Raw genomic sequence first — 25956 nt, forward strand, 5'->3', positions numbered from 1 at the left:
GTATCGGGAACCAAGGCGGGGCGGCGTCCCATTTGGAAGATAGCATACTAACTGAGGGTTGCGGAGCGCCCTCGTTCGGTGCATCGCCGCCGCGACGAATGGGATGATGGAATGAGCAATTACGGGCAGGCGCTCCGCGCCGCACAGGACTATCGCGGCGCCGCGCAGGCGGCGCTCGCCGCACGGTTGCAAGACACGGCTATCGACAGCGAACAGCGCGCGGCGCACGGATTCGCATGGGTCGCGACGACGGTGGCGGCGCTCGAGGCGACGCTCGGCTGGCTCGAAGCCGGCGGCGGTGCCAACCCCCTCGATGCGAAAATCGCTGCCCTCGCCTTCGCCGAAGGCATCGGCCAGCTCGTCGGCGGACTGCCGATGGGACAGAATGAGATATTTCGTCCCGCCGACCTTGGCCTGACCGCCGCGGCCGCCAAGCTCGCCGCCGCGTGCGCCCCTCTGCTCGACGCCGACCATGCAGCAACGCGCGCCGAAGTGGCGGCGGCGCTCGCCGGCGGCCAATGGCCGAGCGAGACGCTTCACGACACCGACCTCGACGCGATCCGCGAGCAATATCGGCGTTTCACCGACAGCGAGATCGTCCCGCACGCGCATGGCTGGCACCTTGCCAACGCACTGATTCCCGATGCGACGGTGCAGGCAATGGCCGACCTCGGCACCTTCGGCGTCTGCATTCCCGAGGAGTTTGGCGGGCTGGGACTCGGCAAGCTGGTGATGTGCATCGTCACCGAGGAATTGTCGCGCGGCTGGATCGGCACCGGGTCGCTCGGTACACGATCGGAGATCGCGGGCGAACTGATCGTGCTCGGCGGCACCGATGCGCAAAAGGCCGACTGGCTGCCGCGCATCGCGAGCGGCGAGGTGCTGCCGACCGCGGTGTTCACCGAACCCGATGTCGGATCGGACCTGGGATCGTTGCAGACGCGCGCACGCCGCGATGCGGACGGCGACTGGGTGATCGACGGGGCGAAGAACTGGATCACCCATGCCGCGCGGTCGGACATGATGACCCTGCTCGCGCGTACCCTGCCCGATGCCAAAGGCTATGCCGGGCTGTCGATGCTGCTCGTTCCCAAGCCGCGCGGCAGCGAAGAGACGCCCTTCCCCGCGGCCGGCATGAGCGGCAGCGAGATTGAAGTGCTCGGGTATCGCGGGATGCGCGAATATGCGCTGCAGTTCGACGCGATGTACGCGCCCGCCGACGCGCTGCTCGGCGGCGAGGAAGGTCAGGGGTTCAAACAATTGATGCGCACCTTCGAAGGCGCGCGCATCCAGACCGCCGCGCGTGCGGTAGGCGTCGCGCGCCGCGCGCTCGAACTCGGGCTCGACTATGCGACGACGCGCAAGCAGTTCGGCAAGGCGATCCTCCATTTCCCGCGCGTGTCGGACAAGCTGGCGATGAGCCTCGTCGACTTCGTCACCGCGCGCGAACTCTCCTATGCCGCCGCGCGCGCCAAGGACGGCGGCAAGCGCTGCGACATCGAAGCGGGCATGGCCAAGCTGCTCGGCGCGCGCGCGGCCTGGTCGAACGCCGATGCGAGCCTGCAGATTCACGGCGGCAACGGCTATGCGATGGAATATGAGATTAGCCGCGTCTTGTGCGACGCGCGCATCCTCAACATTTTCGAGGGCGCGGCGGAGATCCAGGCGCAAGTGATCGCGCGCGGGCTGGTCGGGGGCCGTAATTAAGATGGCCGACGGGAGCGAGCCTCGCCCCGCCCCCGTCTCGCCGCTCGCCCCCTTTCAATTCCCCGCTTTCCGCGCGATCTGGATCGCCAATCTCGCGTCGAACATGGGGTCGATGATCCAGTCGGTCGGTGCGGCCTGGCTGATGACCGAGCTGACCCAGTCGCACCTGCTGATCGCGCTGGTCAACGCGGGGGCGACGATCCCGATCCTGCTGATCGGGGTGTTCGCAGGGGCGATCGCCGACAATTATGATCGACGGCGGGTGATGTTGTGGGCGCAGGCGGGGATGCTCGCCGCCTCGGCGGCGCTTGCCGCGGTCACATGGTTCGGCACAATCGGACCGCTGTCGCTGCTCTTCTTCACCCTTGCGGTCGGCTGCGGGACCGCGGTCAATTCGCCCGCCTGGCAGGCCTCGGTGCGCCAGCAGGTCGGGCACGCGCATCTGCCGCAGGCGATCGCGCTCAACAGCATCGCCTTCAACCTCGCGCGCAGCGTCGGCCCGGCGCTCGGCGGGCTGCTCATTTCGCTCACCGGGCCGGCTCCGGCTTTCGCGCTCAACACGCTGAGCTATCTGGCGCTGATCGTCGTGCTGCTGCGCTGGAAGCCCGAAACCGAGCCGCCGAAGCGCAGCCCGATGCTCGCCGCGATCGCGACGGGACTGCGCTTCTGTGCGCAGTCCGACCCGGTGCGCCGCGTGCTGATGCGCGGCTTTTCGTTCGGCTTCGGCGCGGCGGCCTTTCAGGCGCTGCTCCCCTCGCTCGTCCGCGACCAGCTCAGGGGCGGCGAACTCGACTACGGCCTCTGCCTCGGCGCCTTCGGGCTGGGGTCGATCATCTGCGCCCTATGGGTCGGTGCGGCGCGGCGGCGCTGGGGCAGCGAGATCGTCGTCAGTGTCGCAACGCTGGCCTTTGCGGCGGCGCTGGTCCCGGTCGCGCTGACCGATCAGGTCGGCGCGGTGCTCGCCGCGGCCTTCATTGCCGGCATGGCGTGGGTCGGCACGCTAACCTCGCTCAACGTCGCGATGCAATTGCGCTCGCCCGACGCGATCCTCGGGCGCTGCCTGTCGATCTATCAGGCGGTGACCTTCGGCGCGCTGGCGCTCGGGGCGTGGGTCTTCGGGATGATCGCCGACCTGTGGACGCTGCCCGCCGCCGTGCTGGCCGGCGGCGGCTGGCTGGCGCTGTCGGTGCCGATCCTCCACGCCGTCGCCCCAATGCCGGGGCGCGACGAGGGGCGGATCGCGCCTTAAGCCTGCGCGTTTTTCCAGTCACGCTTGATCTTCTTGGCGAGGCTCCATTTGTGGACCTCGGTCGGGCCATCATAGATGCGGAAGGCACGGACTTCGCGGAACACCTGTTCGACGATCGTCTTGTCGGTGACCCCGGTGCCGCCCATGACCTGGACGCAGCGGTCGGCGATGCGCATCAGCGCCTCCGACACCGCGACCTTCGCCATCGAGCTTTCGGCGGTGCCGAGGTCGCCGGTGTCGAGCACTTCGGCACACCAGCGGATCATCAGTTCGGCCTGCTTGAGGTCGATCAGATTCTCGGCGAGCATGAAGCCGACGCCCTCATGGTCGATCAGCGGCTTGCCGAAGGCGGTGCGGCGATTGGCGTAGTCGCTCGCGATCTCGTGCGCGCGCTGGCAGGCGCCGTGCCAGCGCATGCAATGCGACAGGCGCGCGGGGGACAGGCGGATCTGGGCATATTTGAACCCCTCGCCCGCCTCGCCGAGCATCTGGTCGGCGGGGACGCGCAGGTTGTCGATGACGACGGTCGCATGGCCGCCGGGCATCGAGCTGTCGATCGTGTTCGGCACATGCTCGATGCGGATCGCGGGGTCGGGCAGGTCGACGAGGAACATGCAGGCGCCGCCGCCCGCCGCGACGTCCTCGGCCTTCGCCATGACGATGCCGACCTTGGCGCCATCGGCGCCGGTGATGAAGCATTTGCGGCCGTTGATCACCCAGTGGTTGCCGTCCATGCGGCAGGTCGTCTTCATCATCGAGGGGTCGGAGCCCGCGCCGCCCTCTTCGGCGGGTTCGGTCATGAAGAAGGCCGAGCGGGCCTGGCCCTGCACCAGCTGGTCGAGGAAGCGTGCCTTGAGCTCGGGGCTGCCGACCTTGCCGAGCAGATACATATTGCCCTCGTCGGGGGCGGCGGTGTTGCACGCGAGCGGGCCGAGCGGCGACAGGCCCGATTTCTGGAGCACATAGGCGGTCTCGACCTGGGTCAGATGGTCGCCGTCGGCGAGGATATGCGGGGTGAGCACACCGGCGGCGCGCGCTTTCGCCTTGAGTTCGTCGACGAGGTCGTCGGTCGGGGCGCCATGATGATCGCGGCGCGGGTCGTTTTCATAGGGAGCGACGACGGTGCGGACGAAGGTTTCGACGCGGGCGCCGATGTCGAGCGCGCGATCCGAGACGGTCGCGGCGGCGGCTTGCTGATGGCTCATTTCTGGCTCCCCAATATGATCGGGGACCCGTTGGATCATTTGCGCGGCGGGGGCAAGCGCTTCGCGAGCGAAGCGCTCAAAACAGTGAACGCCCCGGCCGTGGGGGGCCGGGGCGTTCGATCAGGCTAATTAAGGGACCAACCAAATATAGCCTGAGTCTCGGTTACTCTGTGTCTTAGCGCAGCAGGTTCATGACGCCCTGCTGGCTCTGGTTCGCCTGGGCGAGCATCGCGGTCGATGCCTGGGCCAGGATGCCGGCCGCCGCGAGCTTCGTCGATTCCGCCGAGAAGTCGGTGTCTTCGATGCGCGACTTCGAGTCCGCCAGATTCACGACGGTCGACGTCAAATTGTCGACAGTGGCTTCGAGGCGGTTCTGCTGGGCACCCAGGTTGGCGCGTTCGGTGGCGACCGTCTGGATCGCGGTGTCGAGCGTGGCGAGCGCGCCCGACGCACCGGCGGCGGTCGAGAAGTCGAGGCCGTCGACGCCGAGACCGGCCGACTGCATGTCGGCGATGGTGATGTTCACGACTTCGCCGTCGTTCAGACCGGTCTGGATGTCGAGGTCGGCGGTGCCGTCGAGCAGCGCGGTGCCGTTGAAGGTGGTGCGCGTCGCAACGTCGTCGATCTGCGCGATCAGCGCCGTGACTTCGGTCTGGATCGCTTCACGGTCGTCGTCGCCCAGCGTGCCGGTCGAAGCCTGGACGGCCAGTTCACGCATACGGACGAGCATGTTCGAAATGCCGCCCATCGCGCCTTCAGCCGTCTGCGAGGCCGAGATGCCGTCGTTCGAGTTGCGGATCGCCTGGTTCAGGCCGCGGACGTTGGCGTCCATGCGGGTGGCGATGGCGAGGCCGGCGGCGTCGTCCTTGGCGCTGTTGATGCGCTTGCCGCTCGACAGGCGTTCCATCGCCTCCGACTGCATGCGACCCGCAACGCGCGAGTTGTTCTGGGCGCGAAGCGCGCTCACGTTGGTGTTGATAACAGTCATATGTTCCCTTTCCGGCCCCCCAAGGGCCATTCCCGTGGTGTAAGGCTCGGTGAGCTTCACGATTGCAGTAACGGCGGGACGCGGCGGGGCTTAAGCGGGGCGCGTCAAAAAAACGCCGGACAGGGTTAATTCACGCGCCACCCCCGCATTAATCCTATGTTTTCCTGAGATAAAAATTTTTGGCACGCGCTTTGCATTGTTCTTGGCGTGCGGCGCGATGCCGCCTCGAGGACGGATGAGATTATGAGCACGATTGACCAGAGCCGGCTGCTGCAGATGCGCAGTTCGATCCTCAATCAGAACCAGGCGCTGCAACGCGCTGCGGGCCGCGGTGCGGCCGGCGGCGTCGACGGCGCCGACACGGGCGTCGGCGGCGCGAACCAGAGCGCCGACTTCGGTGCCGCTATCAGCAACGCGCTGCAGCAGGTGAACAACCAGCAGGCGAAGGCCAGCGACCTCAGCGAAGCCTATGAGCGCGGCGACACCCACGACATCGTCAGCGTGATGATCGAGCGGCAGAAAGCCTCGCTCGGCTTCGAGACGACGTTGCAGGTGCGCAACAAGCTGCTCTCCGCGTACCGCGACATCATGAACATGCCGGTCTGATCCGATGGCCGAAGCCCAGATCCTCACCCCCGTCGACGACGGCAGCGCGAACCGCCTGCCCGTCCCCGTCATGGGCGGCCGCCTGGCCCCCGTGCAGCAGTTCATTCGTCAGCCCGCGGTCCAGCGCGCGCTGCCCGCGATCGCCACCACCGCCGCGATCGGCATCGCCGCGCTCGCCTATTTCGCGACCGCCGCGGCGCCACAGACCCAATTGTTTGCCGGCCTGGCCGACGCCGACAAGTCCGCGGTCGCCGACGCGCTGACCGCGCAGGGCATCGGCCACACGATCGACCCCTCCACCGGCGCGCTCACCGTCGATGCCGACAAGCTGCATGCCGCGCGCATCGCGCTCGCCGGTCAAGGCCTGCCCAAAGCCTCGGCCGACGGCAGCGAGATGATCGGCGCGCTGCCGATGGGCGCGAGCCGCGCGATCGAAGGCGAAACGCTGCGCGGCGCCCGCGAGGCCGACCTCGCCCGCACGATCGAGGCGATCGACGCGGTCAAGGGGGCGCGCGTCCATATCGCCGCCGCCGAACCCAGCCTGTTCGTCCGCGAGGACAAGCCCGCGACCGCGTCGGTGATGCTGACGCTGCAGAACGGCCGCACGCTCAGCGACGGCCAGGTCCAGGCGATCCGCTTCCTAGTCGCCTCGTCGGTCCCCGGCATGAATGCCGAACAGGTGTCGGTGATCGACCAGCGTGGCGCGCTGCTGTCGGACTCGGCGACGTCGAGCGACATGCAGGCGTTCCAGCTGCAGACCCAGATGGAAGACCGTTTCCGCCGCGCCCTCGACAGCCTGCTCGGCCCGATGCTCGGCGCCGGCAATTACAGCGTCGAGGTCCATGCCGACGTCGATATGTCCGAAAGCCAGGCGACACGCGAAAGCTTTCCCGAAAACGACCGCGCGCTGCGCAGCGAGCAGGTGATCCGTTCGGTCAGCGGCCAGGGCAATGCCCCCGCCGTCGGCATCCCCGGCGCGTTGTCGAACCAGCCGCCGCCGGCCTCGACGCTCAATCAGACGCCGACGGGCGCCGCCCCAGCGACGACCGAAACCCAGAGCAACGAAAACGCCCAGCGGGCCTATGAAGTCGGTCGCGAGATTTCGGTGACGCATCGCCCGCAGGGCCAGCTTCGCCGCGTGTCGGTCGCGGTCGCGCTCAACCAGGGTAGCAAGGCGCTGAGCCAGGGCGACCTCGCCAAGATCGACAACCTGGTCAAGGGTGCGATCGGGTTCGACGCGACGCGCGGCGATCAGGTCGCGATCGGCCAGCGTCCGTTCGCCAAGATCGAAGACGCCAGCCCGGCCTTTTACGAACAGGGCTGGTTCATGCCGCTGGTCAAGCAGGTCGGCGCGGTACTCGCCGCGATCCTCGCCTTCTTCTTCATCGGCCGCCCGCTGATCCGCTCGGCGAAGGCCAGGGCCGCGGCCCGCGCCGAACGCGATGCCGCGCTGGAGGAATCGCTGATGGCGAGCGCCGCCAACCAGTCCGCGCTGGGCGCCCCGCGCGCCGGCCGCGAAATCACCCTCGAAATGATCGAGGCGGCGCCGAGCTATGAAGCGCGCGCCAACCTCGTCCGCGAATTCGTCCGCCAGGATTCGGCCCGTGCCGCGATCGTCGTGCGCCAGCTGATGCAGGAGGGCGCCCGTGCCTGAACTCGACACCGCGATCGGAACCGCACCCGCCAAGCCCGCCGTCGAGGGTTCGGCTGCCGCCGCGATCCTGCTGATGCTGCTCGACGAGAGCGACGCCGCGACGATCCTGAAGCACCTCGATCCCGATGAAGTGCGCCAGCTTGCCAAGGGCATGTTCGACGCCGCCAACGCCAATGAAGGACAGATCGAGCATGCGCTCGACCGCTTCGTGATGCGCAGCCGCGACGTCAGCGCGTTCAGCGTCGGCGCAGACACGCGCATCCGTACCGTCATCAACCAGGCCGTCGGCAACGTCCGCGCCGACAATATCCTCGCCGCCGTCGCGCCGCAGTCGAGCGCCGCGTCGCTCGAAATGCTGCGCTGGATGGACATGGACGCGATCAGCGGGCTGCTCGCCAGCGAACATCCGCAGGTCGGCGCGCTGATCCTGTCGGTGCTTGTCCCCGACATCGCCGCGCGTGCGATCGAAACGCTCGACGAAGGGCTGCAGGCCGACCTGGTGCTGCGCGCCGCGCAGCTGACCTCGGTCCCCGCCGCGGCGATCGAGGATCTGGAATCGGTGCTCGCCTCCGCCAATGTCGGCGGCCAGCGCGTCGCCAAGCAGCCGATCGGTGGCCCGAGCGACGTCGCCCGGATCATGAAGAAAATGTCGAAATCGGCCAGCGAGCGGACGATCCGCAATCTGAAAAAGGCCGACCGCCAGCTTGCCCAGACGATCGAGGAGGAAATGTTCATCTTCGAAAACCTGCGCGACCTCGATCTCAAGAGCCTTGGCACGATCCTGCGCGGCGTCGACGCGGCGCAGCTGTCGATCGCGCTTAAGGGCGCCGACGACGATATGGTCGACCTGTGCCTGTCGACGATGTCGCAGCGCGCGTCGGAAACGATCCGCGACGAAATGGCCGAGATGACGATGGTCAAGCGCAGCGACGTCGACGACGCGCAAAAGAGCATCATGCAGATCGTGCGCCAGATGGCGGCATCGGGCGAAATCATGATCGCGGGTGCGGGCGACGATTATGTCTGACCAGAGCTTCGCCCCCACCCCGCTCGCGCAGATCATGGCGCGCGACACCGGCTTTCGTCCGCTGTCGTTCGACCCGGCCGCGCGTGCCCGCGAAGCCGTGGCTGCCGCAGAACCGGTCGAGGTCGAGCCGGGCGAGGATCCCTTCGCCACGGGTCTCGCCGAAGGTCAGCGCCTTGCCGAGGCGGGCTTCGCGGTCGAACGCGAACAATTGCTCGCGCTGGTCGCGGGCGCCCAGGCCCTGCAGGACGAACCCAGCGAGGAACTGGCGCAGATGATCGCCGAGACCGTCGAGCGGCTGGTCCGCCAGATCGTCGCCGACGCGTCGATCGATGCCGAGTGGCTGAAGGAACAAGCCGAAACCGCCGCGGCGCTGGTCGCCGAATGCGACAAGGCGCGCACCCTTTGGGTCCACCCCCAGGACGCGGCGCTGCTGATGGACTGCGCGCTCACGCTGCCGATCTCCGCCGACGCGGCGATGGTCCGCGGCACTGTCCGCATCGAAACTTCGGGCGGCTGGATCGAGCATGGCCGCGCCGTCTATCTGAATGAACTCCGCGCCGCGCTCGGCGGCGAAAGCGGTGCCGCATGACCCGCCGCATGGCCATGACCGCGCAGCAATTGCTCGCCCCCGTCGACCTCGGCAAGGCGAGCCCGCGCCGCATCGGCACGCTTGTCGCGCACGAAGGCATCATGCTCGAGGTGTCCGGTTTCCCGCAGCCTTTGGGCAGCAACGTCCGCATCAAGTCGGCGGACAACGACTATGTCTATGGCGAAGTGGTCGGCTTTCGCGGCCACCGCAGCCTCGTCCTCCCCTTCGACATGAACAAGCCGCTGGTCACCGGCGCGCCGGTCGAACCGCATGGCGCCTCGTCGATGGTCCCCGTCGGCAAGGCTTTGCTCGGCCGCATCATGGACGCGCAGGGCAATCCGCTCGACGGCCGCCCGCCGGTCAAGTCGCAATTCCTGTGGCCGCTCGCCGGGCGCAAGGTCAATCCGCTGCGCCGCGGCCGCGTGACCAAGGCGCTCAACATGGGCGTGCGTGCGATCAACGGGCTGCTCACCGTCGGCGAAGGCCAGCGCGTCGCGATCATCGCGGGTTCGGGCGTCGGCAAGTCGGTGCTGATGGGCCAGATGATCGCGGGCACGGAATGCGACGTCATCGTCGTCGGCCTGATCGGCGAGCGCAGCCGCGAAGTCAGCGACTTCGTCGAAACCAAGCTGCCCCCCGAGGTCCGCAAGAAGTCGGTCGTCGTCGCGGTTCCCGCCGACCATCCGCCGCTGCTCCGCCTGCGCGCCGCGATGCGCGCCACCGCGATCGCCGAGGCGTTTCGCGACGAGGGCAAGAAGGTGCTGCTGCTGATCGACAGCCTGACCCGCGTCGCGCATGCGCAGCGCGAGATCGGCCTGACGCTGGGCGAACCGCCGACGATGAAGGGCTATCCGCCCTCGGTCTTCGCGCTGATCCCCTCGCTGTGCGAACGCGCCGGCATCGACAAGGAAACCGGCGGGTCGGTCACCGCGCTCTATACCGTGCTCGCCGACGGCGGCGACATCGACGATCCTGTCGTCGACAGCGCCCGCGCCATCGTCGACGGCCATATCATCCTGTCGCGCACCATGGCCGAACAGGGCGTCTATCCCGCGATCGACGTCGCCCGCTCGCTGTCGCGGACGATGGTCGACTCGGTCGATGCCGAGCACAGCGCCGCCGCTGCACGCTTCCGCCAGCTGTGGTCGGCGTATGAAGAGAATCGCGACCTGATGCTGATGGGCGCTTACGTCGCCGGCGGCGATCCGGTGCTCGACGAAGCCATCGCCCGCCGCGCCGACCAGCTCGCCTATGTGTCGCAGCCGGCCAAGGCCCAAGTCGATTTTCAAACCTCCCGCCAGTCACTCGTTGAAGGATATATTGCATGACCTCTCGCACCGCGCGCCGCAAACGGATCATCCGCGTTCGTGGCGTCGAGCATCAGATGGCCGAAGCCAATCTGGCGCGGGCCACCAACGAACTGGCAAACCTGGTCGAGCTGTCGAAGCGGCTCGAAACGCTGCGCAGCGACCTCGCCATGGCGAAGGGCGCAGTGGCCGGGCGCGCGCTCAACACGATCGGCGAACTCGGCATGCGGCTCGACATGGCGAAGGAAAATCTTGCCGCCCCGATGGTGAGCGCCAGCGCCCGCCGCGACCAGATGGGGGCGCTCGCGCAGCGCGCCATGGTCAAGGAAGAATCGGCGGTTCGCCTGTACGAACGCGGCCGCAAGTCGGCCGAGCAGGAAATGGAACGCCGCAGCGACGCCAACCGCCCGCACCGCGCACGCGGCGGCATGCGGCTGCGCCTGATCGACGGCGGCGTCGCATGATGGCCACCTTGCCGCAGACCTCGACCCCGGCACTGCCCTCGCTGCTCGCGGCGCTCGCCCCGGCGCAGGCTGTCGGCGCGGGCGAAGGCGGCGCATTCGAGCAACTCGTCGCGCAGCAGGCGCCGAGCGCGGCTGTCGCGACCGCCCCGGTCCTGTCGGCCGTCCCCGCCACCCTGGCTCCGGCCCCGCTCGCGGCGGTCGATGCACCAAGCGCCCAGCCCGCGCCCGTCGTCGCCGCTCCCGGCAAGCCCGCGCGCCCGATCGCCGCCGAGCCCGAGCTCGCCGACGCCGACGAAACCAGCGGCAAGGTCCCGGCGCCGACCGCCGACGCCCGCCCCGCCACGGACAAGGCGGTGGTCGCGGCGAACGAATTGCTCGCGACGCTCGCCCACTTCACCGCCGCCGCTCCCAAGTCGGCGGTTGCCAAACCGGTCGCCGGAGCCAAGGGCGAAACCGAAACCGGCGAAGAGGGTGAAGCCGTCACCGACGCCGCGCCGGTCGCCACGATGCTGCCGGCGCAACCGGCGGTCGAGACCCGCGCCGCCGCCAAGCCCGCAGTCGAAACGGCCCCGGTCGCGCCGCGCCGCGACGAGACTCCCGCGCTGCCGATGGCCGCGCCCAAGGCGCACGACGCCGCGCCGGTCCCGGTCGCCGCCTCCGCCGCCGAAACGCTGGCCGTAAGGCCCGCCGCCGAACCGTCGATGACCGTGCTGTTCGCCCAGCCCGCGACGCAGGCCGGTGCGGTCGCCGAAGCCGCCAAGCCCGTCGTCATCGCCGAGCGCGTGCTCGACCTGACCAGCGACGATGCCTGGATCGAACAGCTCGCGTCGGACATCGCCGCGACCAAATCGGCGGCGAACGACGTCAGTTTCCGCCTGATGCCGCGCCACCTCGGCCGACTCGACGTGTCGATGATGATGGGCGACGACGGCGTCTCGCTGAAGCTCGACACCCAGCATGAAGCGACCGCGACGATCGTCACCGCGGCGCAGGTCCGCCTCGTCGACGACCTCCGCCAGCAGGGCGTGCGCGTCGCCGAGACGCAGGTGACCCACACGCCGACCGACGCCGGACGCCAGTCGCAACAGGGCCAGGGTCGCAGCCCGGCGCAGGATGCGGCGCATCTGATCGAAACCGCCACCGCGCATGACGCGCGCCCCGAAACCCGTGACCAAGAGCGCAGCGGCGACCGCCGCAGCCGCTTCGCCTGACGAGGAACAGAGTGATGAGCAAGGACAAGACCGACGCCCCCGCACCCAAGAAGGGCAAGATGAAGAAGCTGCTGATGATCACCGTCGGCGCCGTGGTGCTGATCGGCGCCGGGGCGGGCGTGGGCATGTATTTCGGTGTCGGCATGGCCGCGCATGCCGCGAAGCCCGAGGATCATTATCCCAAGCTGGTCGTGCGCGATCCCTCGGCCGAACCCGCCGCCAAGGGCGAAGGCGACGAAGCCCCGGCGCCGAAGGTCGGTACCGTTTCGGTCCCGAACGACAAGTTCAAGGTCGATCCGCGCAAATATGAGATCACCTATGTTCCGATCGCCCAGAGCTTCACGACCAACCTCGCCGACGGGTCGGGCTTCCTGCAGATCGGGATCAGCCTGTCGACCTTTTACGACGGCAAGGTCGTCGCCAACGTCGCGCGCCAGGACGTCCCGATCCGTTCGGCGGTGCTGATGGTGCTTGCCGAGCAGGATCCGGCGCTGCTGTCCACTTCGCACGGCAAGCAGCAGCTGCAGCGCCAGCTGACCGGCGCGATCAACCAGGTGCTGCGCGACAAGGAAGGGTTCGGCGGCATCGACAATGTCTATTTCACGAGCCTGGTGATCCAGTGACCACGAAGAGCAATCCCTTCAAGGCGCCGAAAGCGCCGGCCGCGAAGCCCGCACCCGAAGCCCCGGCGGACGACGCCAGGGCGTCGCTGCTGCTGCGCAAGGCCGAGGGCGGCTATGCCTTTCCGCTGCTCGACAGCGTCGCGAACCAGTTCGCGCGCAGCCTGCGCGACCTCGTCCGCGCGCTCGGCGCCCCGACGGTGCAGGTCGAGCGCGAGGCCGCCGAGGTCGTGCGCTTCGCCGACTGGACCAAGGCGTCGGCGCCGGCGATCTTCTGGCGCTATCACGCGCCGCCACTGAAGGGTCCGATCCTGCTCGCCGGCGGACGTCCGCTGATCCTCCAGCTCGTCGACATCTTCTATGGCGGCAAGGGACAGCTCGGCGCCGAACGCGAAGAACTGACCGACGCCGAAGAGCGTTTCGCCGCGCGGCTCGGCCGCGACATGGGGCTGCAACTGACCGCCGCCTGGGGCGACAAGCTGGCGATCGCGCCCGAACTCGACTGCGTCACCGGCGATCCCGCCAAGCTCGCCGCGGTGCGCGCCGACGACGAACTGCTCGTCCAGCGCTTCACGCTGCGCGGCGGAAAGCTCGACGGCCGCACCATCACCTGCGCCTATCCCGTCGCGGCGCTGCGCGGCATCGCGGGCGCCGAACCCGCCCCCGAAGCGCGCGAAACCAGCCCCGCCGATGCGGCCTGGGCAGCGACGCTGGGCAGCGCGCTCAAGAGTGTGCGCCTTCCGGTGCGCTCGGTTCTGGCCCGTCCGGAAATTTCTTTGGTCAAACTGCTCGGTTTGGAGGTCGGTGATATCATTCCGTTAACCATTCCGCGCAATGTTCCGGTAACCGTCGCCGGCCGCAGTTTCGCGGTCGGCAGCATCGGCGAAGCCAATGGGAATGCAGCCATAATGATCGAGCATATCGAAAAAGGATCGGATCATGAGTGACATGAGCGAAGGCGCCGGTCGCCGCGATCGCCGCGACGCCAAGGATATGGCGATGGCGCCCAATTTCGACCTGCTCGCGGGGGTCTCGCTGCGCGTTTCGGTCGAGGTCGGATCGACGAGCATGACGCTCGCCGACCTGCTCGCGATGTCCGAGGGCAGCGTCGTCGAACTCGACCGCGCCGCGAACGAACTGCTCGACATCTATGCCAATGGCACGCTGATCGCGCGCGGCGAGATCGTCAACGTCGACGGCCGTTACGGTATCCAGGTCGCCGAAGTGGTCGCCCCCGACCGCGGCCTCGCCGGTTTCGACCGGAGGGCCTGATGTTCGAATATATCCTGCGCCTGCTGATCCTGCTGCCGCTCGTCGGCGGCATGGCGTGGGGCAGCCTGTGGCTGTGGAAAAAGGTCCAGATGGGGACGCTCCAGCTGCCCGGGCAGGGCGCGAAACGGACGCGCGCGATCGAGATGATCGATGTGCTGCCGCTGGGTCCCGGAACCAAGCTGACCGTCGTCGAATTCGCCGGCCAGCGCATCCTGCTGTCGGTATCGCGCGGGGCGGTCACCCGCCTCGCCGACAACAGCCAGGGCGATTTCCATGTCGACTAGGACGAACTGGCTGCGTGCGGCGGCGATCGCCGGCGGCGTCGCGCTGCTCGTCGCGGCGCCCGCGGCCTATGCGCAGGAGGCCAATGGCCTCAGCCGCGCGGTGAACGAACTCGGCGGCGATGGCCGCCCGCTGTCGTTGTCGCTCCAGATCCTCGTCCTGATGAGCCTGCTGACGGTGCTGCCGTCGCTGCTGCTCATGATGACCAGCTTCACCCGCATCATCATCGTGCTGTCGATCCTGCGCCACGCGCTCGGGCTGCAACAGACGCCGCCGAACCAGGTGCTCGTGGGCCTCAGCCTGTTCCTGTCGCTGTTCGTGATGGCGCCGGTGATCACCGAGGTGAACCGCGTCGCGATCGAGCCCTATGGCCAGGAACAGATCGACATCGGCGTCGCGGTGTCGCGGTCGGGCGACGCGCTGCATGGCTTCATGCTGACCCAGACGCGCAAGTCCGACCTGATGATGTTCGCCAAGATCGCCAAAGCACCGAGCTATGCGAGTCCGAAGGACGTGCCCTTCTCGATCCTGCTGCCCGCTTTTGTCACCAGCGAACTCAAGACCGCGTTCCAGATCGGCTTCCTGATCTTCCTGCCCTTCCTGATCATCGACCTGATCGTCGCCTCGGCCTTGATGTCGCTGGGTATGATGATGCTGTCGCCAACAATCATATCCATGCCTTTCAAGCTGTTGCTCTTCGTCCTTGTCGACGGATGGGCGCTGACGATGGGCTCGCTCGCCGCCTCCTTCGGCACTTAGGGAGGCCGACGTGGAAGCAGATTATTTCATCGGGGTGGCGCAGCAGTCGCTGTGGATCCTCGCGCTCGCCACCGCGCCATTGCTGATCCCGATCCTGGTGATCGGGGTGCTGCTTGGCATGGTGCAAGCGGCAACGTCGATCAACGAACAGACGTTGACCTTCGTCCCCAAGCTGATCGTCGCCGCAGTCTGCCTTGCGATCTTCGGCGGCAGCATCCTGGTGCTGCTCACCGATTTCACCCGCGAGATTTTCGCGCAGATCCCGACGCTCGTCCGATAAGCAGGCGATGAACCCCGCCGACATCCCGAATGTGGAGGCGATGCTGCAGCTGTGGATGCTCGGCATGATCCGCCCCGGCGCCTGCTTCCTGGCGGCGCCGGTGTTCGGCGCGACCAACGTGCCCATCCAGCTCCGTCTCGTCATCGCGCTCGCGGTCGGCGTGCCCGCGGTCGCCGCATCGGGGATGACGCTGCCGCCCGAGGGGATCGTGTCGGTCCCGGGGTTCCTGCTGGTCATCGGCGAGGTCGTGATCGGGCTTGCGATGGGATTCGTGCTCCAGATGGGGCTCGCCGCGGCGTTGATCGCGGGTGAGGCGATCAGCAACGCGATGGGTCTCGGCTTCGCGTCGATGATCGATCCGCTGAGCGGGTCCTCGAGCTCGGCGATCGGGCAGTTCCTGTCGATGCTCGCGACCGCGATCTTCCTCGCCGCCGACGGCCATCTGGTGCTGATCTCGATCATCGTCGACAGCTATAATGCCCTGCCGCCGGGCAACGCCTTTCCTTCCTATGAGACGATCGGGGGCATCCTGCGCTTCGGCAGCCTGATGTTCGCCGCGGGGCTGACGATCGCCCTGCCCGTGGGCTTCGTGCTGATCCTGGTCCAGATCATCATGGGCGTGATCGGGCGGTCGGCGCCCGCGCTCAACCTGTTCGCGGTCGGCATCCCGGCGACGCTGCTCGCCGGCGTCGTGCTGCTCGGCGTCGCGACCCCGGTGATGGCCGAGGGTCTCGCACATATCCTGTCCGACGCGCTCGACGCCGCGCGCATGGTCGCGGGGACCTGAGCGATGGCCGGACAGACCGAAAAGGACCAGAAAACCGAACAGCCGACGCCGAAGAAGCTCGCCGATTCGGCGCGCGACGGCGACGTGCTGCAGTCGCGCGAACTGGCGACGGCGCTGATGATGCTCGTCGCGGCGGGCTGGCTGATCGCGGCGGGCGGCTGGTTCGTGCGCTCGGCGGGCGACCTGCTGTCGCGCGGGCTGACCATCGACCACCGCGACATCGCCGATTTTGCGCCGGGCGAAGCACTGCTGCGCAACGGGGTCGAGCTGCTGTTGCCGCTCGCCAGCCTGTTCGCCGCAGCGCTGCTCGCCGCGATCGCCGGGCCGGGCCTGCTCGGCTCGCTCGGCTGGCGCGGCAAATCGCTCGAATTCAAGGGTAACCGCATGAACCCGATGAGCGGGCTCAAGCGCATGTTCGGCGCGCAGGGCGCGACCGAACTGGGCAAGGCGCTCGCCAAGGTCGCCCTGCTCGGCAGCATCGGTTACTGGCTGGTCGCCAAGAACCTGCCCGCGATCCTGCACATGGCGTCGAGCGACCTGCACAGCGCGGTCGGGCTTGCGGGGCAAGCGATCGGCCATGCGGTGCTGGTGATGGCCGGTGGACTGGTCGTCATCGCGCTGATCGACGTTCCCACGCAATGGTATCAGCGCAACCGCCGCCTGATGATGAGCAAGCAGGAAATCAAGGACGAGATGCGCCAGTCCGACGGCGCCCCCGAACTCAAGCAGGCGCAGCGCCAGCGCGCGCACGAGATGCTGAGCGGGTCGGCGCGCAAGGCGGTGTCCGAGGCGACGGTGATCCTGACCAACCCGACCCATTTCTCGGTCGCGCTGCGGTACCGCCCCGGCATCGATGCGGCGCCGGTCGTCGTCGCGCGCGGGCGTGGCGACGTCGCGCTGGCGATTCGCGAACTCGCGCGCGGCACCGATGTGCCGATCCTCGAATATCCGCAGCTGGCGCGCGCGATTTACTTCACCGCGCGCGCCGGGCGCGTGATCCCGGAGGAATTGTTCGTCGCGGTCGCAACGATCCTGGCCTTCGTCTTCCGCCTTGAGCGCGCAGTCGCCGAGGGGATGGCGCAGCCGGCGGTCGACGTGCCGGTGTCGCATCACTTCGATGCGGATGGACGCAAGCAGGGCTGAGGCTGGGTTCGGGGTCCGGGGAACGGCTTGGCTATGCCGCGCCCCACGCCGAAACCATCTCCAGCCCCAGAAAACCCGCACCGCCACCGCTTAAGCTCTCCCGCGCGCCGCCGTTAATAGCTGCGAAGGATATCGCGCATGGTCAGTTCAATCGCCAACAGCCTCGGTTTCGGATCGGGGATCGACACCAAGCAATTGGTCACCGACCTCGCCGCGGCGTCGCGCGCGCCCAAGGTCGAGCGCGTCACCCTGCTGGCCAAGCAGAATAATGCCAAGATCAGCGCGCTGGCGCAGGCGCGATCGAACCTCGAAGGCTTTGCCGACTCGCTGGGCCAGATGGTGTCCGACGGCACGCTGCGCAGCACCCCCACCGTCTCCGACGACAGCGTCCTCAGCGCCACGTCGCGCGCCGGTCTGTCGGCCGACAGCTTCGCCGCGACGATCGAGGTGACCCAGCTCGCGCGCGCACAGACCGTCTATTCGGGCATCGTCGCCGACAAGAGCGCGGCGATCGGCGCCGGCACGATGACGCTGACCGTCGGCGGGGTCGCCAAGACGATCACCATCGGCACCGCGAACAACAGCCTCGACGGCCTGGTCAATGCGATCAACGCCAGCGGCGCCGGGGTCACCGCCTCGCTCGTCGCCGACGAGGGCGGCCACCGCATGATTTTGAAAGGCCCGAGCGGCGAGGCGAACGGCTTCACGCTGGAAACCGCCACCCCCGAACTCGCCGGTTTCGCTTATGGCTCGGGCGGCGGCATGACGCTCGGCCAATCGGCGACCAATGCCCAATTCACTATTGACGGCGTCGCCTTCAGCCGCGCGAGCAACATCGTCGACGATGTCGTGCCCGGCATGTCGCTGACGCTCAAGAAAGCGGCGCCGGGGCAACCGGTCGACATCGGCGCGAGCCGGCCGCTCGACATGATCAAGCAGACGGTCAGCGATTTCGTCGACGTCTATAACCAGCTCAAGAAAAGCCTCGCCTCGGCATCGAGCATGTCCGGCGCGACGACGGGCCTGCGCGAGCTCGAACGCGAATTGCAGGCGCTGGTCGGCAAGGTGCTGACCAGCAACAGCGGTATCAACAAGCTGAGCGACATCGGCATCGGATCGACCCGCGACGGCCTGCTCTCACTCGACACCGCGAAGCTCGACAAGGCGCTCGCGACGAATGCCGGCGCCGTGGAGGCGCTGTTCAATCCCCGCCGCGACGCGACGCATAACGAGACCAGCGATCCGGGCATCGCTTTCGCGCTCGACGCGATCCGCGACAAGGCGATCGCGACCGACGGGGTGATGGATCGCGTCTCCAAATCGCTCGCCGCAAAAAGCGAGGCGCTCGCCGAGACGCTCGAAAAAATCGAACAGCGCGAGGAATCCTACGCTGCACGGCTCGAAAAGCAGTTCGGCGGCCTTGATGCCAAGCTCGCGGCTTTCAAGGCGACCCAATCCTATCTCGAACAGCAGATCGAGATGTGGAACAACCAGAACAAGAATTAAGGGCGATCGCCATGGCAGCCACCGCCTCCACGGTCCGCGCGACCGGCCAGTACCGCCGCATGCAGAGCGAAAGCCGCGCGGCCGGCGCCGACCCGGTCGAACTGGTCACCATGCTCTACGACGAGTTGGAGATCGCGATCGGCGTGCTCGCCGCGATGGTGCGGCAGGGCCAGCCGATTTCGGCCACCGAACCCGCACACCGCGCGCGCGCGATCCTGATCGGGCTCGACGCCGGGCTCGACCACAAAGCCGGCGGCGACGTCGCGGGCGCGCTGTCGCGGGTTTACAGCAGCATGCGCCGCAAGCTCGACAAGGCGGTGGCCGCGAACAGCGACGCGGACCTGGATGAGCTGCTGGAAGGCGTGAAGACCGTGAGCGGGGCGTGGCGGCAGCTCAGGTAAGAGCCGTCATTGCGAGGAGCATCGCGACGAAGCAATCTCCAGCCATCGGCCTGGCGCCGCGCCGATGGCTGGCGATTGCTTCGCTTCGCTCGCAATGACGGATTTCAGCTTGCCCAAAAAAACTTCGGCACCGGCCCCTTCCCTCTTTCATCGCCAAGGTGGGGACTGGCGACAGAAGGAACGAACCGGTGCCGATTCAGCGGCACTGAGACTGGTGGGGTAGCCTCAGGCTGCCTGTTGCTGAACTCCATATTTGCGCATCTTTTCGATGAGCGTGGTGCGCTTGAGCGTCAGGAGACGCGCGGCTTCCGAAATGATGCCGTCGGCAAGGTCGAGCGCGACGTGAATCTGTTCGAGCTCGATCGTCTCGATCTCGCGCTTGAGGTCGATCGGGCGGCCCGGCGCCGGCGTCTTGCCGAAGGGCGCGGCGGGCGTGCTATCTTCCGCGCTGGCCTGCGCCGCGACAAAGCCGGTGGGGATGGCCTGTCGCGGCGCAAGCGCTGCGGTGGGGTTCAAAAGAATGGCGACATCGTCGGCACCGAGCGTCTCACCGCCGTGCAGCACGCTGGCGCGCTCGACGAAGTTGCGCAATTCGCGGACATTGCCCGGCCAGCGGTGCTGCATCAGCACGATCATCGCCTCATCGTCGAAACGGCATTTGGCTTCGCCGGGCATCTTACGCTGGAAATGGCGGATGAGCGCGGGAATATCCTCGACGCGGCTGGCAAGGCTGGGGACCTGAAGCACAACCACGCCGAGCCGGAAGAACAGGTCTTCGCGGAATTTGCCATCGGCGATCGCGGCGCCGAGATCCTGGTGGGTGGCCGAAATGACGCGGACGTCGACGGCCTTCACATCGCTGCTGCCGACGCGGACGATCGTCCGTTCTTCCAGCACGCGGAGCAGTTTGACCTGCATGTCGAAACGCATGTCGCCAATTTCGTCAAGGAAGAGCGTGCCGCCCTCGCTCGCTTCGAAATGGCCGATGCGGCGGGCATGGGCGCCGGTGAAGCTCCCCTTTTCATGCCCGAACAATTCGGATTCGATGAGGTCGCCGGGGATCGCGCCGCAGTTGATGGCGGAGAAGGCCTTGCCCGAACGGACGCCTTCGTCGTGGATCGCGCGGGCCACCAGTTCCTTGCCCGAGCCCGAAGGGCCGCAGAGCATGACCGAGGCGTTCGAACGCGCCACGCGGCGGATCATGTCGCGCAGCTGCGCGGCCGCCGGGCTCGTCCCGATAATCAGCATTTCAAGGGCAGCCTGGTCGCTGCCGTTCCCCACCTTGGTCATTTCGATCTCCACCGCGCCCCCCGAATTCGGCGCTTCTCGATGACCCAAGAGATTGCGGAATCTGGTAAACAAAAGACTAACCAAACCGGCCTAACCCCTTCAAATCAAAGAGTTATTGCCAATCTGGCAGCAATGGTGGCGGATGTCCGTTGTTAAGGATTATAACGCTGCCAGATTGGCACCAATTGTTCCGATCAGCTGCCGCCATTGTCCCAGCCGAGGGTGATCGAGATGCGACGGTTGCGCGGATCATATCGATTCGAGGGGACATAGGGTTCGGTATCGGCCACCCCCTCGATGCGCGCGAAGCGGCTGGAGCCGATGCCGCGGAAGGCGAGATATTGCCGCGTGACCTCTGCCCGCTCGACCGACAGGCGCCAGTTGTTGGTGCCCGCCTTCGCCGAATAAGGGCTGGCGTCGGTATGGCCGCGGATCATCACCTGGTTCGGAACCTCGGCGACGATCGTCGCGATCTGCGCGAACAATTTGTTCGCCTCCGGCGTCAGCTGGTTGGTGCCGACGACGAACATCGAGAAATCGGCATCGTCGACGATGTCGATGCGCAGCCCTTCGCGCGTTTCGGTGAAGCGGATGTTGGGCGCGAGGCGGCGGATCTCGGCTTTCGCCTGGACCTCGCGCAGCAGCGACTTGGCGAGCTTCTGGAAATTGGCGCGCTGGATCTCGCGGCCCGATGCCTCGCGCGGGCCGCCGGTGGCGTCGCGCGGGATCGTCATCGCGCGCGTACCCGTCTGCCCCGCGGCGTTCGGATATTTGTCGACCGACACGAGCGAGTCGCCGCCGAACAGCCCGGTCGAGCCCGCGGTGTCCTGTTTGGTCTGGACGATCGTCGGGGCGAAATAGTCGGCGAGCGCCTTGCGCTGCTTCTCGGTCGTCGCGCCGAGCAGCCACATCAGCAGGAAGAACGCCATCATCGCGGTCACGAAGTCGGCATAGGCGACCTTCCACGCGCCGCCATGATGACCGGCATGCGGCGCTTCGATGATCTTCTTGACGATGATCGGGCGCAGCGGGGTATTCGGACGCGCGGCCATTACCGGCCCCGCATACCGTCGAACACCTCGGCGAAGGTCGGCTGGTTGTCATGGTCGACGCCCGAGCGGGCGGCCTCGATCACCAGCGGCTGCGGATGGCCGTGGAGCGAGGCGATGATCAGCTGCTTCACCGTGTGATAGATGGCGGCGTCGCTTTCGATCACCGCACGCGCGCGCGTTGCGAACGGACCGACGAGGCCATAGGCGAGCAACACGCCGAGGAAGGTTCCGACGAGCGCCGAGCCGATCATGCCGCCGAGGACTTCGGGCGGCTTGTCGATCGAGCCCATCGTCTTCACCACCCCGAGCACCGCGGCGACGATGCCGAGCGCCGGCAACGCATCGGCCAGGCTCTGCAGCCCGTCTGCGGGCTTGATCGCATGATGGTGGTGGTTCTTGATCGCGCTGTCCATCACCTCTTCGACCGCGTGCGGGTCGAGCGTGCCCGACGACACGACGACGAGGCGCAGCGTGTCGCAGATGAGGTGGACGAGCGTGTCGTCCTTCAGGAGTTTCGGATATTGCTGGAAGATCGGCGAGCTCGCCGGATCCTCGATATGCGGTTCGACCGCGACCGGCCCCTCGGTGCGCATCATCTTCATCAGCGTCGAGACGAGCAGGATGCAGTCGAGATAGTCGGACTTCTTGTAGGTCGGCCCCTTGAACACCTTGCCGAAGCCGCCGCCGAGCGCCTTCAGCTCCTTGCCCGAATTGCCGATGATCAGCGATCCGACTGCGGCGCCGCCGATGATCAGCATTTCGTGCGGCAGCGCGTGCATGACGGGGCCGAGATTGCCCCCGGTCAGCGCAAAGCCCCCGAACACCAGCACGAGAAGAACAACGATGCCGATTACGGGAAACATGCGCGGTGGGCTCCTGTCGGGGCGGTACCCCGAAAATCAGGGCGTCTTGATGATTAACGGCAGCGGCGGCGAAAGATTTAGGGCGAAGCGCCCTCGCCTCAGCTCAAAATATCGAACAAGGTCTGCCGGTTGATCCGCGCGAAGGCCGCCTGCGCCGCGTCGAGCGTCAATTTCTGGGCATTGAGCTCGGCGATCGCCACCGACAGATCGGTGTCCTCGACCGCCGATCGTTCGTCGGACAGGGTGATGCCGCGCAAATCGAGGCTGTCGCCGATCCGTTCGAGCCGACCGGCCGAAAGGCCCATTGCCGCGCGCTGGTCGGCGATGTGCGAGATCGCACCCGACAGCGTTTCGAGCGCGGCACCCATCGCGGCGCTGTCGCCTGCGGTGATCGCCGCCGCGGCATCGCGCAGGCCCGTCGACACGCTGTTGCCGTCGACGACAAAGGCGGTGCTGGCCGACGGCACCGGTGCGAAACTGACGTCGGCATCGAAACGCACCTGCTTCGCATTGGTCGCGAAGATCGGCTCGCCATTGGAATCGCGCGTCGCGGCGAAGCCGTCGATCTCGTCGGCGATCGCCGACAGTTCGGCAGCGATACTGGCGCGGTCGGCGGGATTGGTCGTCGCGCTCGCCGCCGTCATCGTCAGCTCGCGGGCGCGGGTCAGCAGGTTGCTCACCGAACCCAGCGCGCTGTCGGCCTGCGACACCTGCGCGGTCGCGGTCTTGACGTTCGCCGCCCAGGTCTTCGCACTCGCTTGCGCCTTGCCGATCGTCGCGATCCGCTGCGAGGCGGCGGGATCGTCCGAGGCGCGGAGCAATTTCTTGCCACCCGAAATCTGGGTCTGGATGCGTTCGAGCTGGTCGGAGAGTTTCGACTGGCGCGCGATTTCGCGCGTCATGCGGTTGCCCACGGCGTTGATCATCGCGCGGTCCCTTCTCTATCGTCAGATCGCGCTGAGCAGCGCTTGCATCGTCTCGCGCGCGACCTGGATCGTGCGCGCGGCGGCGGAATAGGCTTGCTGAAAGCGCAGCAGGTCGGCGGCTTCCTGGTCGAGGTCGACCCCGCTGACGCTGTCGCGCGCGGCGGCGGCGCCGTCGGCGCGCGTTGCGGCGGCAGCAAATTGCGCCCGGCTCGACGAGGTGGCCTGCGCCTGCGACGCGAGCCGCGACGCCCAGGCCGCTTCGGGGTCATTGGCTCCGCGCATGCCGCCGATCGCGAGCATATTGCCGTTGGTGCCGCTGCCGTTGGCGGCGGCGACCTGACTGGCCGACAACGGCGTCGCGGTCAGCGTCGCGGCGGTGGTGCCGGCGAACAGCGGCTGGCCGGCATTGCCATTGGCATCGGTGCCGGCCTGATGCGCGGTATTGAGCTGGCCGGCGAACTGCGCCGCAGCGGCGTCGAGCCCGGCACGCTGGTCGGCGACATGGTCGGCGGCCTGACCGAGTCCGGCGAGGTTGCCCGAACCGGGGTCGATCGCAGCACCGCCGGCCGTGAAGCCCAGCCGGCCATCGGCGCCAGTGGCGATCGCAACATGGGTCACCGTCGCATTGCCGACGAGCGCGTCGCCCGTTCCGGCGGCGCGCAGCGTGACCGTGCCCTTGTCGTCGAAGCTGGCCGTCACCGCCATCTGCGACGAAATCTGGTCGATCAACCGGTCGCGCTCGTCGAGCAGACTCGCCTCGTTGGTCGACCCCGCCCGCGCCTTGCGCAGGCCGGCGTTGACGCTTTCGAGGGCATCGAGATTGTTGTTGAGATCGGTGACCGACGACTGCGCCGCGTCCGAAATGCCTTCCGACATCGCGCCAAGCTGGGTGGCGCTGGAGCGGAACCCCGACGCGACATCGTCGACCGATTGCAGGAACTGCGCCCGCAGGGTCACATTGTTCGGATCGGCGGTCAGCTGGTCGGCGGTGGTGAACAGCTTGGTAAGATTGGTCGAGATGCCGTTGGCGTCGTCGCTCAGCGCGCTTTCGACCTTGGTCATCCAGTCGGCGCGCGTCGCCGCGCGCTCGGCTTCGCCCGAGGAGATGCGCGCGTCGTTGATCAGCCATTTGTCGACCGAACGACCGATGCCTTGGATCGTCACGCCGCCGGGGCTGACGTTCCGCCCGACCAGCGCCGATTCGGTACCGCTCGCCATTTCCTTGAGCGCCAGCGTACGCCGGGCATAGCCGGGGGTCTGGGCGTTGGCGATATTGTCGCCGACGGTCGACATGGCGCGCGAATAGGCTTTCAGCCCGCTCGCGCCGATGCTGAGCAGGTCGCTCATTGTGTGCCTCCGCCCAGACTGCTCGGCCCGCCGCCCGTGATGCCCCTGAACTGGCGTTCGACCATGTCGGCGATGCCGAACTGGCGCATCGCGGCGATGCTGTCGGCGGTCTTGGCGTCGGCCATCTCGCGGAAATTATCGGTCGCGCTCGACCCGAAGACGTCTTCGCCGAGCTTCGCCTGACGCATCGACGCCATCAACTGGCGCAGAATAACGGCCTCGAAAGCCTCGGCCGCCTTGCGCAGCCCGCCGTCGCCGCCGCCGGCAGCCGCCGGGGTGGCGCCGATCGAAGAAATGGGCGTCGTCATATGATCACCAGTTCCGCAGTGAGCGCGCCAGCCTGGCTCAGCGCCTCGAGGATGGCGACGAGGTCGCCGGGAGGGACGCCCATGCGGTTGATCGCATCGACGAGTTCGGACAGCGACGCAGTCGGCTTGACCAGCATCATCGGCCGATATTCTTCGGTCACCTGGACGTCGCTCGACTCTTCGACCGCGGTCTGGCCGCGGCTGAAGGGCGCTGGCTGGACGACCGTCGGCGATTCCTTGATCGAAACGGTGAGCTTGCCCTGCGACACCGCGGCGGTGCCGACACGCACCGCGCCGTTGATCACCACCGTGCCGGTGCGGGCGTTGACGATGACCTTGGCGGGCGGTTCGGCACGCCGGACGCCGAGATTTTCGATCTGCGACATCAGGCGCATCCGCTGGTCGCCGCCACCCGCGGCGCGGATCGCGATGCTGGCGCCGTCGATCATCGACGCGCTGCCGGGGATCGCGGCGTTGATCGCGTCGGCCACCGCCTTGGCGTTGGTCGCGTCGAACTGGTGGAGGTTGAAGGTCAGCATCTCGCTGCTGGCGAATCCGGTGTCGACCGATCGTTCGACCGTCGCGCCACCCGCGATGCGGCCGCTCGACGGGACGTTGACCGTCAGTTTTGACCCGTCGGCGGCATCGACGCCGAGCCCGCCGATGACCAGATTGCCCTGCACCATCGCGTAAATCTGTCCGTCGGCACCATAGAGCGGCGCGAGCACGAGCGTGCCGCCGCGCAGGCTCTTGGCCTTGCCGATCGCCGAGACGGTGACGTCGAGGCGCTGGCCGGGCTTGGCGAAGGGCGGCAGCTCGGCGGTGATCATCACCGCCGCGGCATTTTTCAACGCCGGATTGACGCCGGGAGGAAGGGTCAGGCCGAAGCGCGACATCGCGCCCTTCATGCCCAGCGTCGAATAATCGAGGCTGTCGTCGCCCGTGCCCGCGAGCCCGACGACAAGGCCATAGCCGGTCAGCTGGTTGGCGCGCAGGCCCTGGAACTGGCCCATGTCCTTGATCCGCTCGGCCTGCGCCGGAGCGGCGAAGCTGAAGCTCGCGGCGAGCAAGGCAAGGAAAGCGAAAATGGCATGGCGTATGAGCACGGAGTTG

General features: G+C 67.5%; 28 protein-coding genes. 19 read left to right on the top strand and 9 right to left on the bottom strand.

Going from position 1 to position 25956, the window contains the following annotated elements; genetic code table 11:
- The first annotated feature begins 111 nt into the window (after positions 1 to 111).
- The gene (locus EEB18_RS03830; RefSeq protein ID WP_187139397.1) at positions 112 to 1707 is read left to right on the top strand and encodes an acyl-CoA dehydrogenase family protein; all 1596 of its coding nucleotides are present in this window, start codon (positions 112 to 114) and stop codon (positions 1705 to 1707) included.
- A 1-nt stretch (position 1708) separates the two neighbouring features.
- A complete protein-coding gene (locus tag EEB18_RS03835) occupies positions 1709 to 2956 on the top strand; it encodes an MFS transporter (protein WP_187139396.1) in 1248 nt (415 codons plus the stop codon).
- Here the strand turns inward: EEB18_RS03835 and EEB18_RS03840 are convergent.
- Positions 2953 to 4161, bottom strand: coding sequence for an acyl-CoA dehydrogenase family protein (locus EEB18_RS03840; RefSeq protein WP_187139395.1), 1209 nt, complete (start codon positions 4159 to 4161; stop codon positions 2953 to 2955). The genes EEB18_RS03835 and EEB18_RS03840 overlap by 4 nt on opposite strands.
- Positions 4162 to 4336: 175 nt before the next feature.
- Positions 4337 to 5149: a flagellin gene (locus EEB18_RS03845; protein WP_056349501.1), complete on the bottom strand. Its 813-nt coding sequence runs from the start codon at positions 5147 to 5149 to the stop codon at positions 4337 to 4339.
- A gap of 243 nt (positions 5150 to 5392) precedes the next feature.
- Between EEB18_RS03845 and fliE the strand changes: the two genes are divergently transcribed.
- The 17 genes from fliE to fliS all read left to right on the top strand — a co-directional run bounded on the left by fliE (position 5393) and on the right by fliS (position 19057).
- Positions 5393 to 5755, top strand: a complete 363-nt coding sequence (gene fliE / locus EEB18_RS03850) for a flagellar hook-basal body complex protein FliE (RefSeq protein WP_187139394.1) — start codon at positions 5393 to 5395, stop codon at positions 5753 to 5755.
- A 4-nt stretch (positions 5756 to 5759) separates the two neighbouring features.
- Entirely contained in the window at positions 5760 to 7409 is a 1650-nt protein-coding gene (gene fliF, locus EEB18_RS03855; protein ID WP_187139393.1) for a flagellar basal-body MS-ring/collar protein FliF, read from the top strand.
- Positions 7402 to 8436 (top strand): flagellar motor switch protein FliG, encoded by a 1035-nt coding sequence (locus tag EEB18_RS03860; RefSeq protein WP_056349492.1) that lies wholly within the window; start codon positions 7402 to 7404, stop codon positions 8434 to 8436. The genes fliF and EEB18_RS03860 overlap by 8 nt, the downstream gene beginning before the upstream one ends.
- Complete coding sequence (locus EEB18_RS03865) at positions 8429 to 9025, top strand: FliH/SctL family protein (protein ID WP_187139392.1); 597 nt, start codon at positions 8429 to 8431, stop codon at positions 9023 to 9025. The genes EEB18_RS03860 and EEB18_RS03865 overlap by 8 nt, the downstream gene beginning before the upstream one ends.
- Positions 9022 to 10353 (top strand): FliI/YscN family ATPase, encoded by a 1332-nt coding sequence (locus EEB18_RS03870; RefSeq protein WP_056349485.1) that lies wholly within the window; start codon positions 9022 to 9024, stop codon positions 10351 to 10353. Before EEB18_RS03865 ends, EEB18_RS03870 begins: the two co-directional genes overlap by 4 nt.
- Complete coding sequence (locus EEB18_RS03875) at positions 10350 to 10796, top strand: hypothetical protein (protein WP_056349480.1); 447 nt, start codon at positions 10350 to 10352, stop codon at positions 10794 to 10796. The genes EEB18_RS03870 and EEB18_RS03875 overlap by 4 nt, the downstream gene beginning before the upstream one ends.
- Positions 10793 to 12007: a flagellar hook-length control protein FliK gene (locus EEB18_RS03880; RefSeq protein WP_187139391.1), complete on the top strand. Its 1215-nt coding sequence runs from the start codon at positions 10793 to 10795 to the stop codon at positions 12005 to 12007. The genes EEB18_RS03875 and EEB18_RS03880 overlap by 4 nt, the downstream gene beginning before the upstream one ends.
- Positions 12008 to 12021: 14 nt before the next feature.
- Positions 12022 to 12630 (top strand): flagellar basal body-associated protein FliL, encoded by a 609-nt coding sequence (gene fliL, locus EEB18_RS03885; RefSeq protein WP_187139390.1) that lies wholly within the window; start codon positions 12022 to 12024, stop codon positions 12628 to 12630.
- Entirely contained in the window at positions 12627 to 13574 is a 948-nt protein-coding gene (locus EEB18_RS03890; protein WP_187139389.1) for a FliM/FliN family flagellar motor switch protein, read from the top strand. The genes fliL and EEB18_RS03890 overlap by 4 nt, the downstream gene beginning before the upstream one ends.
- Complete coding sequence (fliN, locus tag EEB18_RS03895; RefSeq protein ID WP_187139388.1) at positions 13567 to 13899, top strand: flagellar motor switch protein FliN; 333 nt, start codon at positions 13567 to 13569, stop codon at positions 13897 to 13899. The genes EEB18_RS03890 and fliN overlap by 8 nt, the downstream gene beginning before the upstream one ends.
- Entirely contained in the window at positions 13899 to 14183 is a 285-nt protein-coding gene (locus tag EEB18_RS03900) for a flagellar biosynthetic protein FliO (RefSeq protein WP_056349463.1), read from the top strand. Before fliN ends, EEB18_RS03900 begins: the two co-directional genes overlap by 1 nt.
- Positions 14173 to 14940 carry a flagellar type III secretion system pore protein FliP gene (fliP, locus tag EEB18_RS03905; RefSeq protein WP_187139387.1) on the top strand — a complete coding sequence of 256 codons (768 nt, stop codon included), beginning with the start codon at positions 14173 to 14175 and terminating at the stop codon, positions 14938 to 14940. The genes EEB18_RS03900 and fliP overlap by 11 nt, the downstream gene beginning before the upstream one ends.
- Before the next feature lie 10 nt (positions 14941 to 14950).
- The gene (locus EEB18_RS03910; RefSeq protein ID WP_056349455.1) at positions 14951 to 15220 is read left to right on the top strand and encodes a flagellar biosynthetic protein FliQ; all 270 of its coding nucleotides are present in this window, start codon (positions 14951 to 14953) and stop codon (positions 15218 to 15220) included.
- Positions 15221 to 15227: 7 nt separating this feature from the next.
- Positions 15228 to 16007, top strand: a complete 780-nt coding sequence (gene fliR, locus EEB18_RS03915; protein WP_056349453.1) for a flagellar biosynthetic protein FliR — start codon at positions 15228 to 15230, stop codon at positions 16005 to 16007.
- Positions 16008 to 16010: 3 nt separating this feature from the next.
- On the top strand, positions 16011 to 17150 hold the full coding sequence (gene flhB, locus EEB18_RS03920) for a flagellar type III secretion system protein FlhB (RefSeq protein WP_187139386.1): 1140 nt from the start codon (positions 16011 to 16013) through the stop codon (positions 17148 to 17150).
- A 138-nt stretch (positions 17151 to 17288) separates the two neighbouring features.
- Positions 17289 to 18656, top strand: coding sequence for a flagellar filament capping protein FliD (gene fliD, locus EEB18_RS03925; protein WP_187139385.1), 1368 nt, complete (start codon positions 17289 to 17291; stop codon positions 18654 to 18656).
- Between the two features lie 11 nt (positions 18657 to 18667).
- Positions 18668 to 19057 carry a flagellar export chaperone FliS gene (fliS, locus tag EEB18_RS03930; protein ID WP_056349439.1) on the top strand — a complete coding sequence of 130 codons (390 nt, stop codon included), beginning with the start codon at positions 18668 to 18670 and terminating at the stop codon, positions 19055 to 19057.
- 225 nt (positions 19058 to 19282) lie between these two features.
- Here fliS and EEB18_RS03935 read toward each other — a convergent pair whose 3' ends face one another.
- From EEB18_RS03935 to EEB18_RS03965, 7 genes are all read right to left on the bottom strand, one after another.
- The gene (locus tag EEB18_RS03935; RefSeq protein ID WP_187139384.1) at positions 19283 to 20347 is read right to left on the bottom strand and encodes a sigma-54 interaction domain-containing protein; all 1065 of its coding nucleotides are present in this window, start codon (positions 20345 to 20347) and stop codon (positions 19283 to 19285) included.
- 194 nt (positions 20348 to 20541) lie between these two features.
- Complete coding sequence (locus EEB18_RS03940) at positions 20542 to 21399, bottom strand: flagellar motor protein MotB (RefSeq protein WP_056349436.1); 858 nt, start codon at positions 21397 to 21399, stop codon at positions 20542 to 20544.
- Positions 21399 to 22262, bottom strand: a complete 864-nt coding sequence (motA, locus tag EEB18_RS03945; protein WP_056349433.1) for a flagellar motor stator protein MotA — start codon at positions 22260 to 22262, stop codon at positions 21399 to 21401. The genes EEB18_RS03940 and motA overlap by 1 nt, the downstream gene beginning before the upstream one ends.
- A 98-nt stretch (positions 22263 to 22360) precedes the next feature.
- Complete coding sequence (locus EEB18_RS03950) at positions 22361 to 23188, bottom strand: flagellin (protein WP_056349430.1); 828 nt, start codon at positions 23186 to 23188, stop codon at positions 22361 to 22363.
- 21 nt (positions 23189 to 23209) lie between these two features.
- Entirely contained in the window at positions 23210 to 24535 is a 1326-nt protein-coding gene (gene flgK, locus EEB18_RS03955) for a flagellar hook-associated protein FlgK (protein WP_187139383.1), read from the bottom strand.
- Positions 24532 to 24843 carry a rod-binding protein gene (locus tag EEB18_RS03960; protein ID WP_056349426.1) on the bottom strand — a complete coding sequence of 104 codons (312 nt, stop codon included), beginning with the start codon at positions 24841 to 24843 and terminating at the stop codon, positions 24532 to 24534. The genes flgK and EEB18_RS03960 overlap by 4 nt, the downstream gene beginning before the upstream one ends.
- Complete coding sequence (locus EEB18_RS03965) at positions 24840 to 25943, bottom strand: flagellar basal body P-ring protein FlgI (protein WP_410468130.1); 1104 nt, start codon at positions 25941 to 25943, stop codon at positions 24840 to 24842. Before EEB18_RS03965 ends, EEB18_RS03960 begins: the two co-directional genes overlap by 4 nt.
- Positions 25944 to 25956 lie beyond the last annotated feature (13 nt).

It is taken from the genome of Sphingopyxis sp. OPL5 (assembly GCF_003797775.2).
Classification (GTDB): Bacteria; Pseudomonadota; Alphaproteobacteria; order Sphingomonadales; family Sphingomonadaceae; genus Sphingopyxis.

What these genes read in the sequence shown, in the direction of transcription:
- EEB18_RS03940 (WP_056349436.1), bottom strand. Translation starts at nt 21,399, where the DNA reads ATGGCCGCGCGTCCGAATACCCCGCTGCGCCCGATCATCGTCAAGAAG.
- flgK (WP_187139383.1), bottom strand. Translation starts at nt 24,535, where the DNA reads ATGAGCGACCTGCTCAGCATCGGCGCGAGCGGGCTGAAAGCCTATTCG.
- flhB (WP_187139386.1), top strand. Translation starts at nt 16,011, where the DNA reads ATGGCCGGACAGACCGAAAAGGACCAGAAAACCGAACAGCCGACGCCG.
- fliD (WP_187139385.1), top strand. Translation starts at nt 17,289, where the DNA reads ATGGTCAGTTCAATCGCCAACAGCCTCGGTTTCGGATCGGGGATCGAC.
- EEB18_RS03935 (WP_187139384.1), bottom strand. Translation starts at nt 20,347, where the DNA reads ATGACCAAGGTGGGGAACGGCAGCGACCAGGCTGCCCTTGAAATGCTG.
- EEB18_RS03840 (WP_187139395.1), bottom strand. Translation starts at nt 4,161, where the DNA reads ATGAGCCATCAGCAAGCCGCCGCCGCGACCGTCTCGGATCGCGCGCTC.
- EEB18_RS03830 (WP_187139397.1), top strand. Translation starts at nt 112, where the DNA reads ATGAGCAATTACGGGCAGGCGCTCCGCGCCGCACAGGACTATCGCGGC.
- fliF (WP_187139393.1), top strand. Translation starts at nt 5,760, where the DNA reads ATGGCCGAAGCCCAGATCCTCACCCCCGTCGACGACGGCAGCGCGAAC.
- EEB18_RS03900 (WP_056349463.1), top strand. Translation starts at nt 13,899, where the DNA reads ATGTTCGAATATATCCTGCGCCTGCTGATCCTGCTGCCGCTCGTCGGC.
- EEB18_RS03960 (WP_056349426.1), bottom strand. Translation starts at nt 24,843, where the DNA reads ATGACGACGCCCATTTCTTCGATCGGCGCCACCCCGGCGGCTGCCGGC.
- fliL (WP_187139390.1), top strand. Translation starts at nt 12,022, where the DNA reads ATGAGCAAGGACAAGACCGACGCCCCCGCACCCAAGAAGGGCAAGATG.
- EEB18_RS03880 (WP_187139391.1), top strand. Translation starts at nt 10,793, where the DNA reads ATGATGGCCACCTTGCCGCAGACCTCGACCCCGGCACTGCCCTCGCTG.
- EEB18_RS03845 (WP_056349501.1), bottom strand. Translation starts at nt 5,149, where the DNA reads ATGACTGTTATCAACACCAACGTGAGCGCGCTTCGCGCCCAGAACAAC.
- EEB18_RS03865 (WP_187139392.1), top strand. Translation starts at nt 8,429, where the DNA reads ATGTCTGACCAGAGCTTCGCCCCCACCCCGCTCGCGCAGATCATGGCG.
- EEB18_RS03835 (WP_187139396.1), top strand. Translation starts at nt 1,709, where the DNA reads ATGGCCGACGGGAGCGAGCCTCGCCCCGCCCCCGTCTCGCCGCTCGCC.
- fliR (WP_056349453.1), top strand. Translation starts at nt 15,228, where the DNA reads ATGAACCCCGCCGACATCCCGAATGTGGAGGCGATGCTGCAGCTGTGG.
- fliP (WP_187139387.1), top strand. Translation starts at nt 14,173, where the DNA reads ATGTCGACTAGGACGAACTGGCTGCGTGCGGCGGCGATCGCCGGCGGC.
- fliE (WP_187139394.1), top strand. Translation starts at nt 5,393, where the DNA reads ATGAGCACGATTGACCAGAGCCGGCTGCTGCAGATGCGCAGTTCGATC.
- EEB18_RS03870 (WP_056349485.1), top strand. Translation starts at nt 9,022, where the DNA reads ATGACCCGCCGCATGGCCATGACCGCGCAGCAATTGCTCGCCCCCGTC.
- motA (WP_056349433.1), bottom strand. Translation starts at nt 22,262, where the DNA reads ATGTTTCCCGTAATCGGCATCGTTGTTCTTCTCGTGCTGGTGTTCGGG.
- fliS (WP_056349439.1), top strand. Translation starts at nt 18,668, where the DNA reads ATGGCAGCCACCGCCTCCACGGTCCGCGCGACCGGCCAGTACCGCCGC.
- fliN (WP_187139388.1), top strand. Translation starts at nt 13,567, where the DNA reads ATGAGTGACATGAGCGAAGGCGCCGGTCGCCGCGATCGCCGCGACGCC.
- EEB18_RS03950 (WP_056349430.1), bottom strand. Translation starts at nt 23,188, where the DNA reads ATGATCAACGCCGTGGGCAACCGCATGACGCGCGAAATCGCGCGCCAG.
- EEB18_RS03875 (WP_056349480.1), top strand. Translation starts at nt 10,350, where the DNA reads ATGACCTCTCGCACCGCGCGCCGCAAACGGATCATCCGCGTTCGTGGC.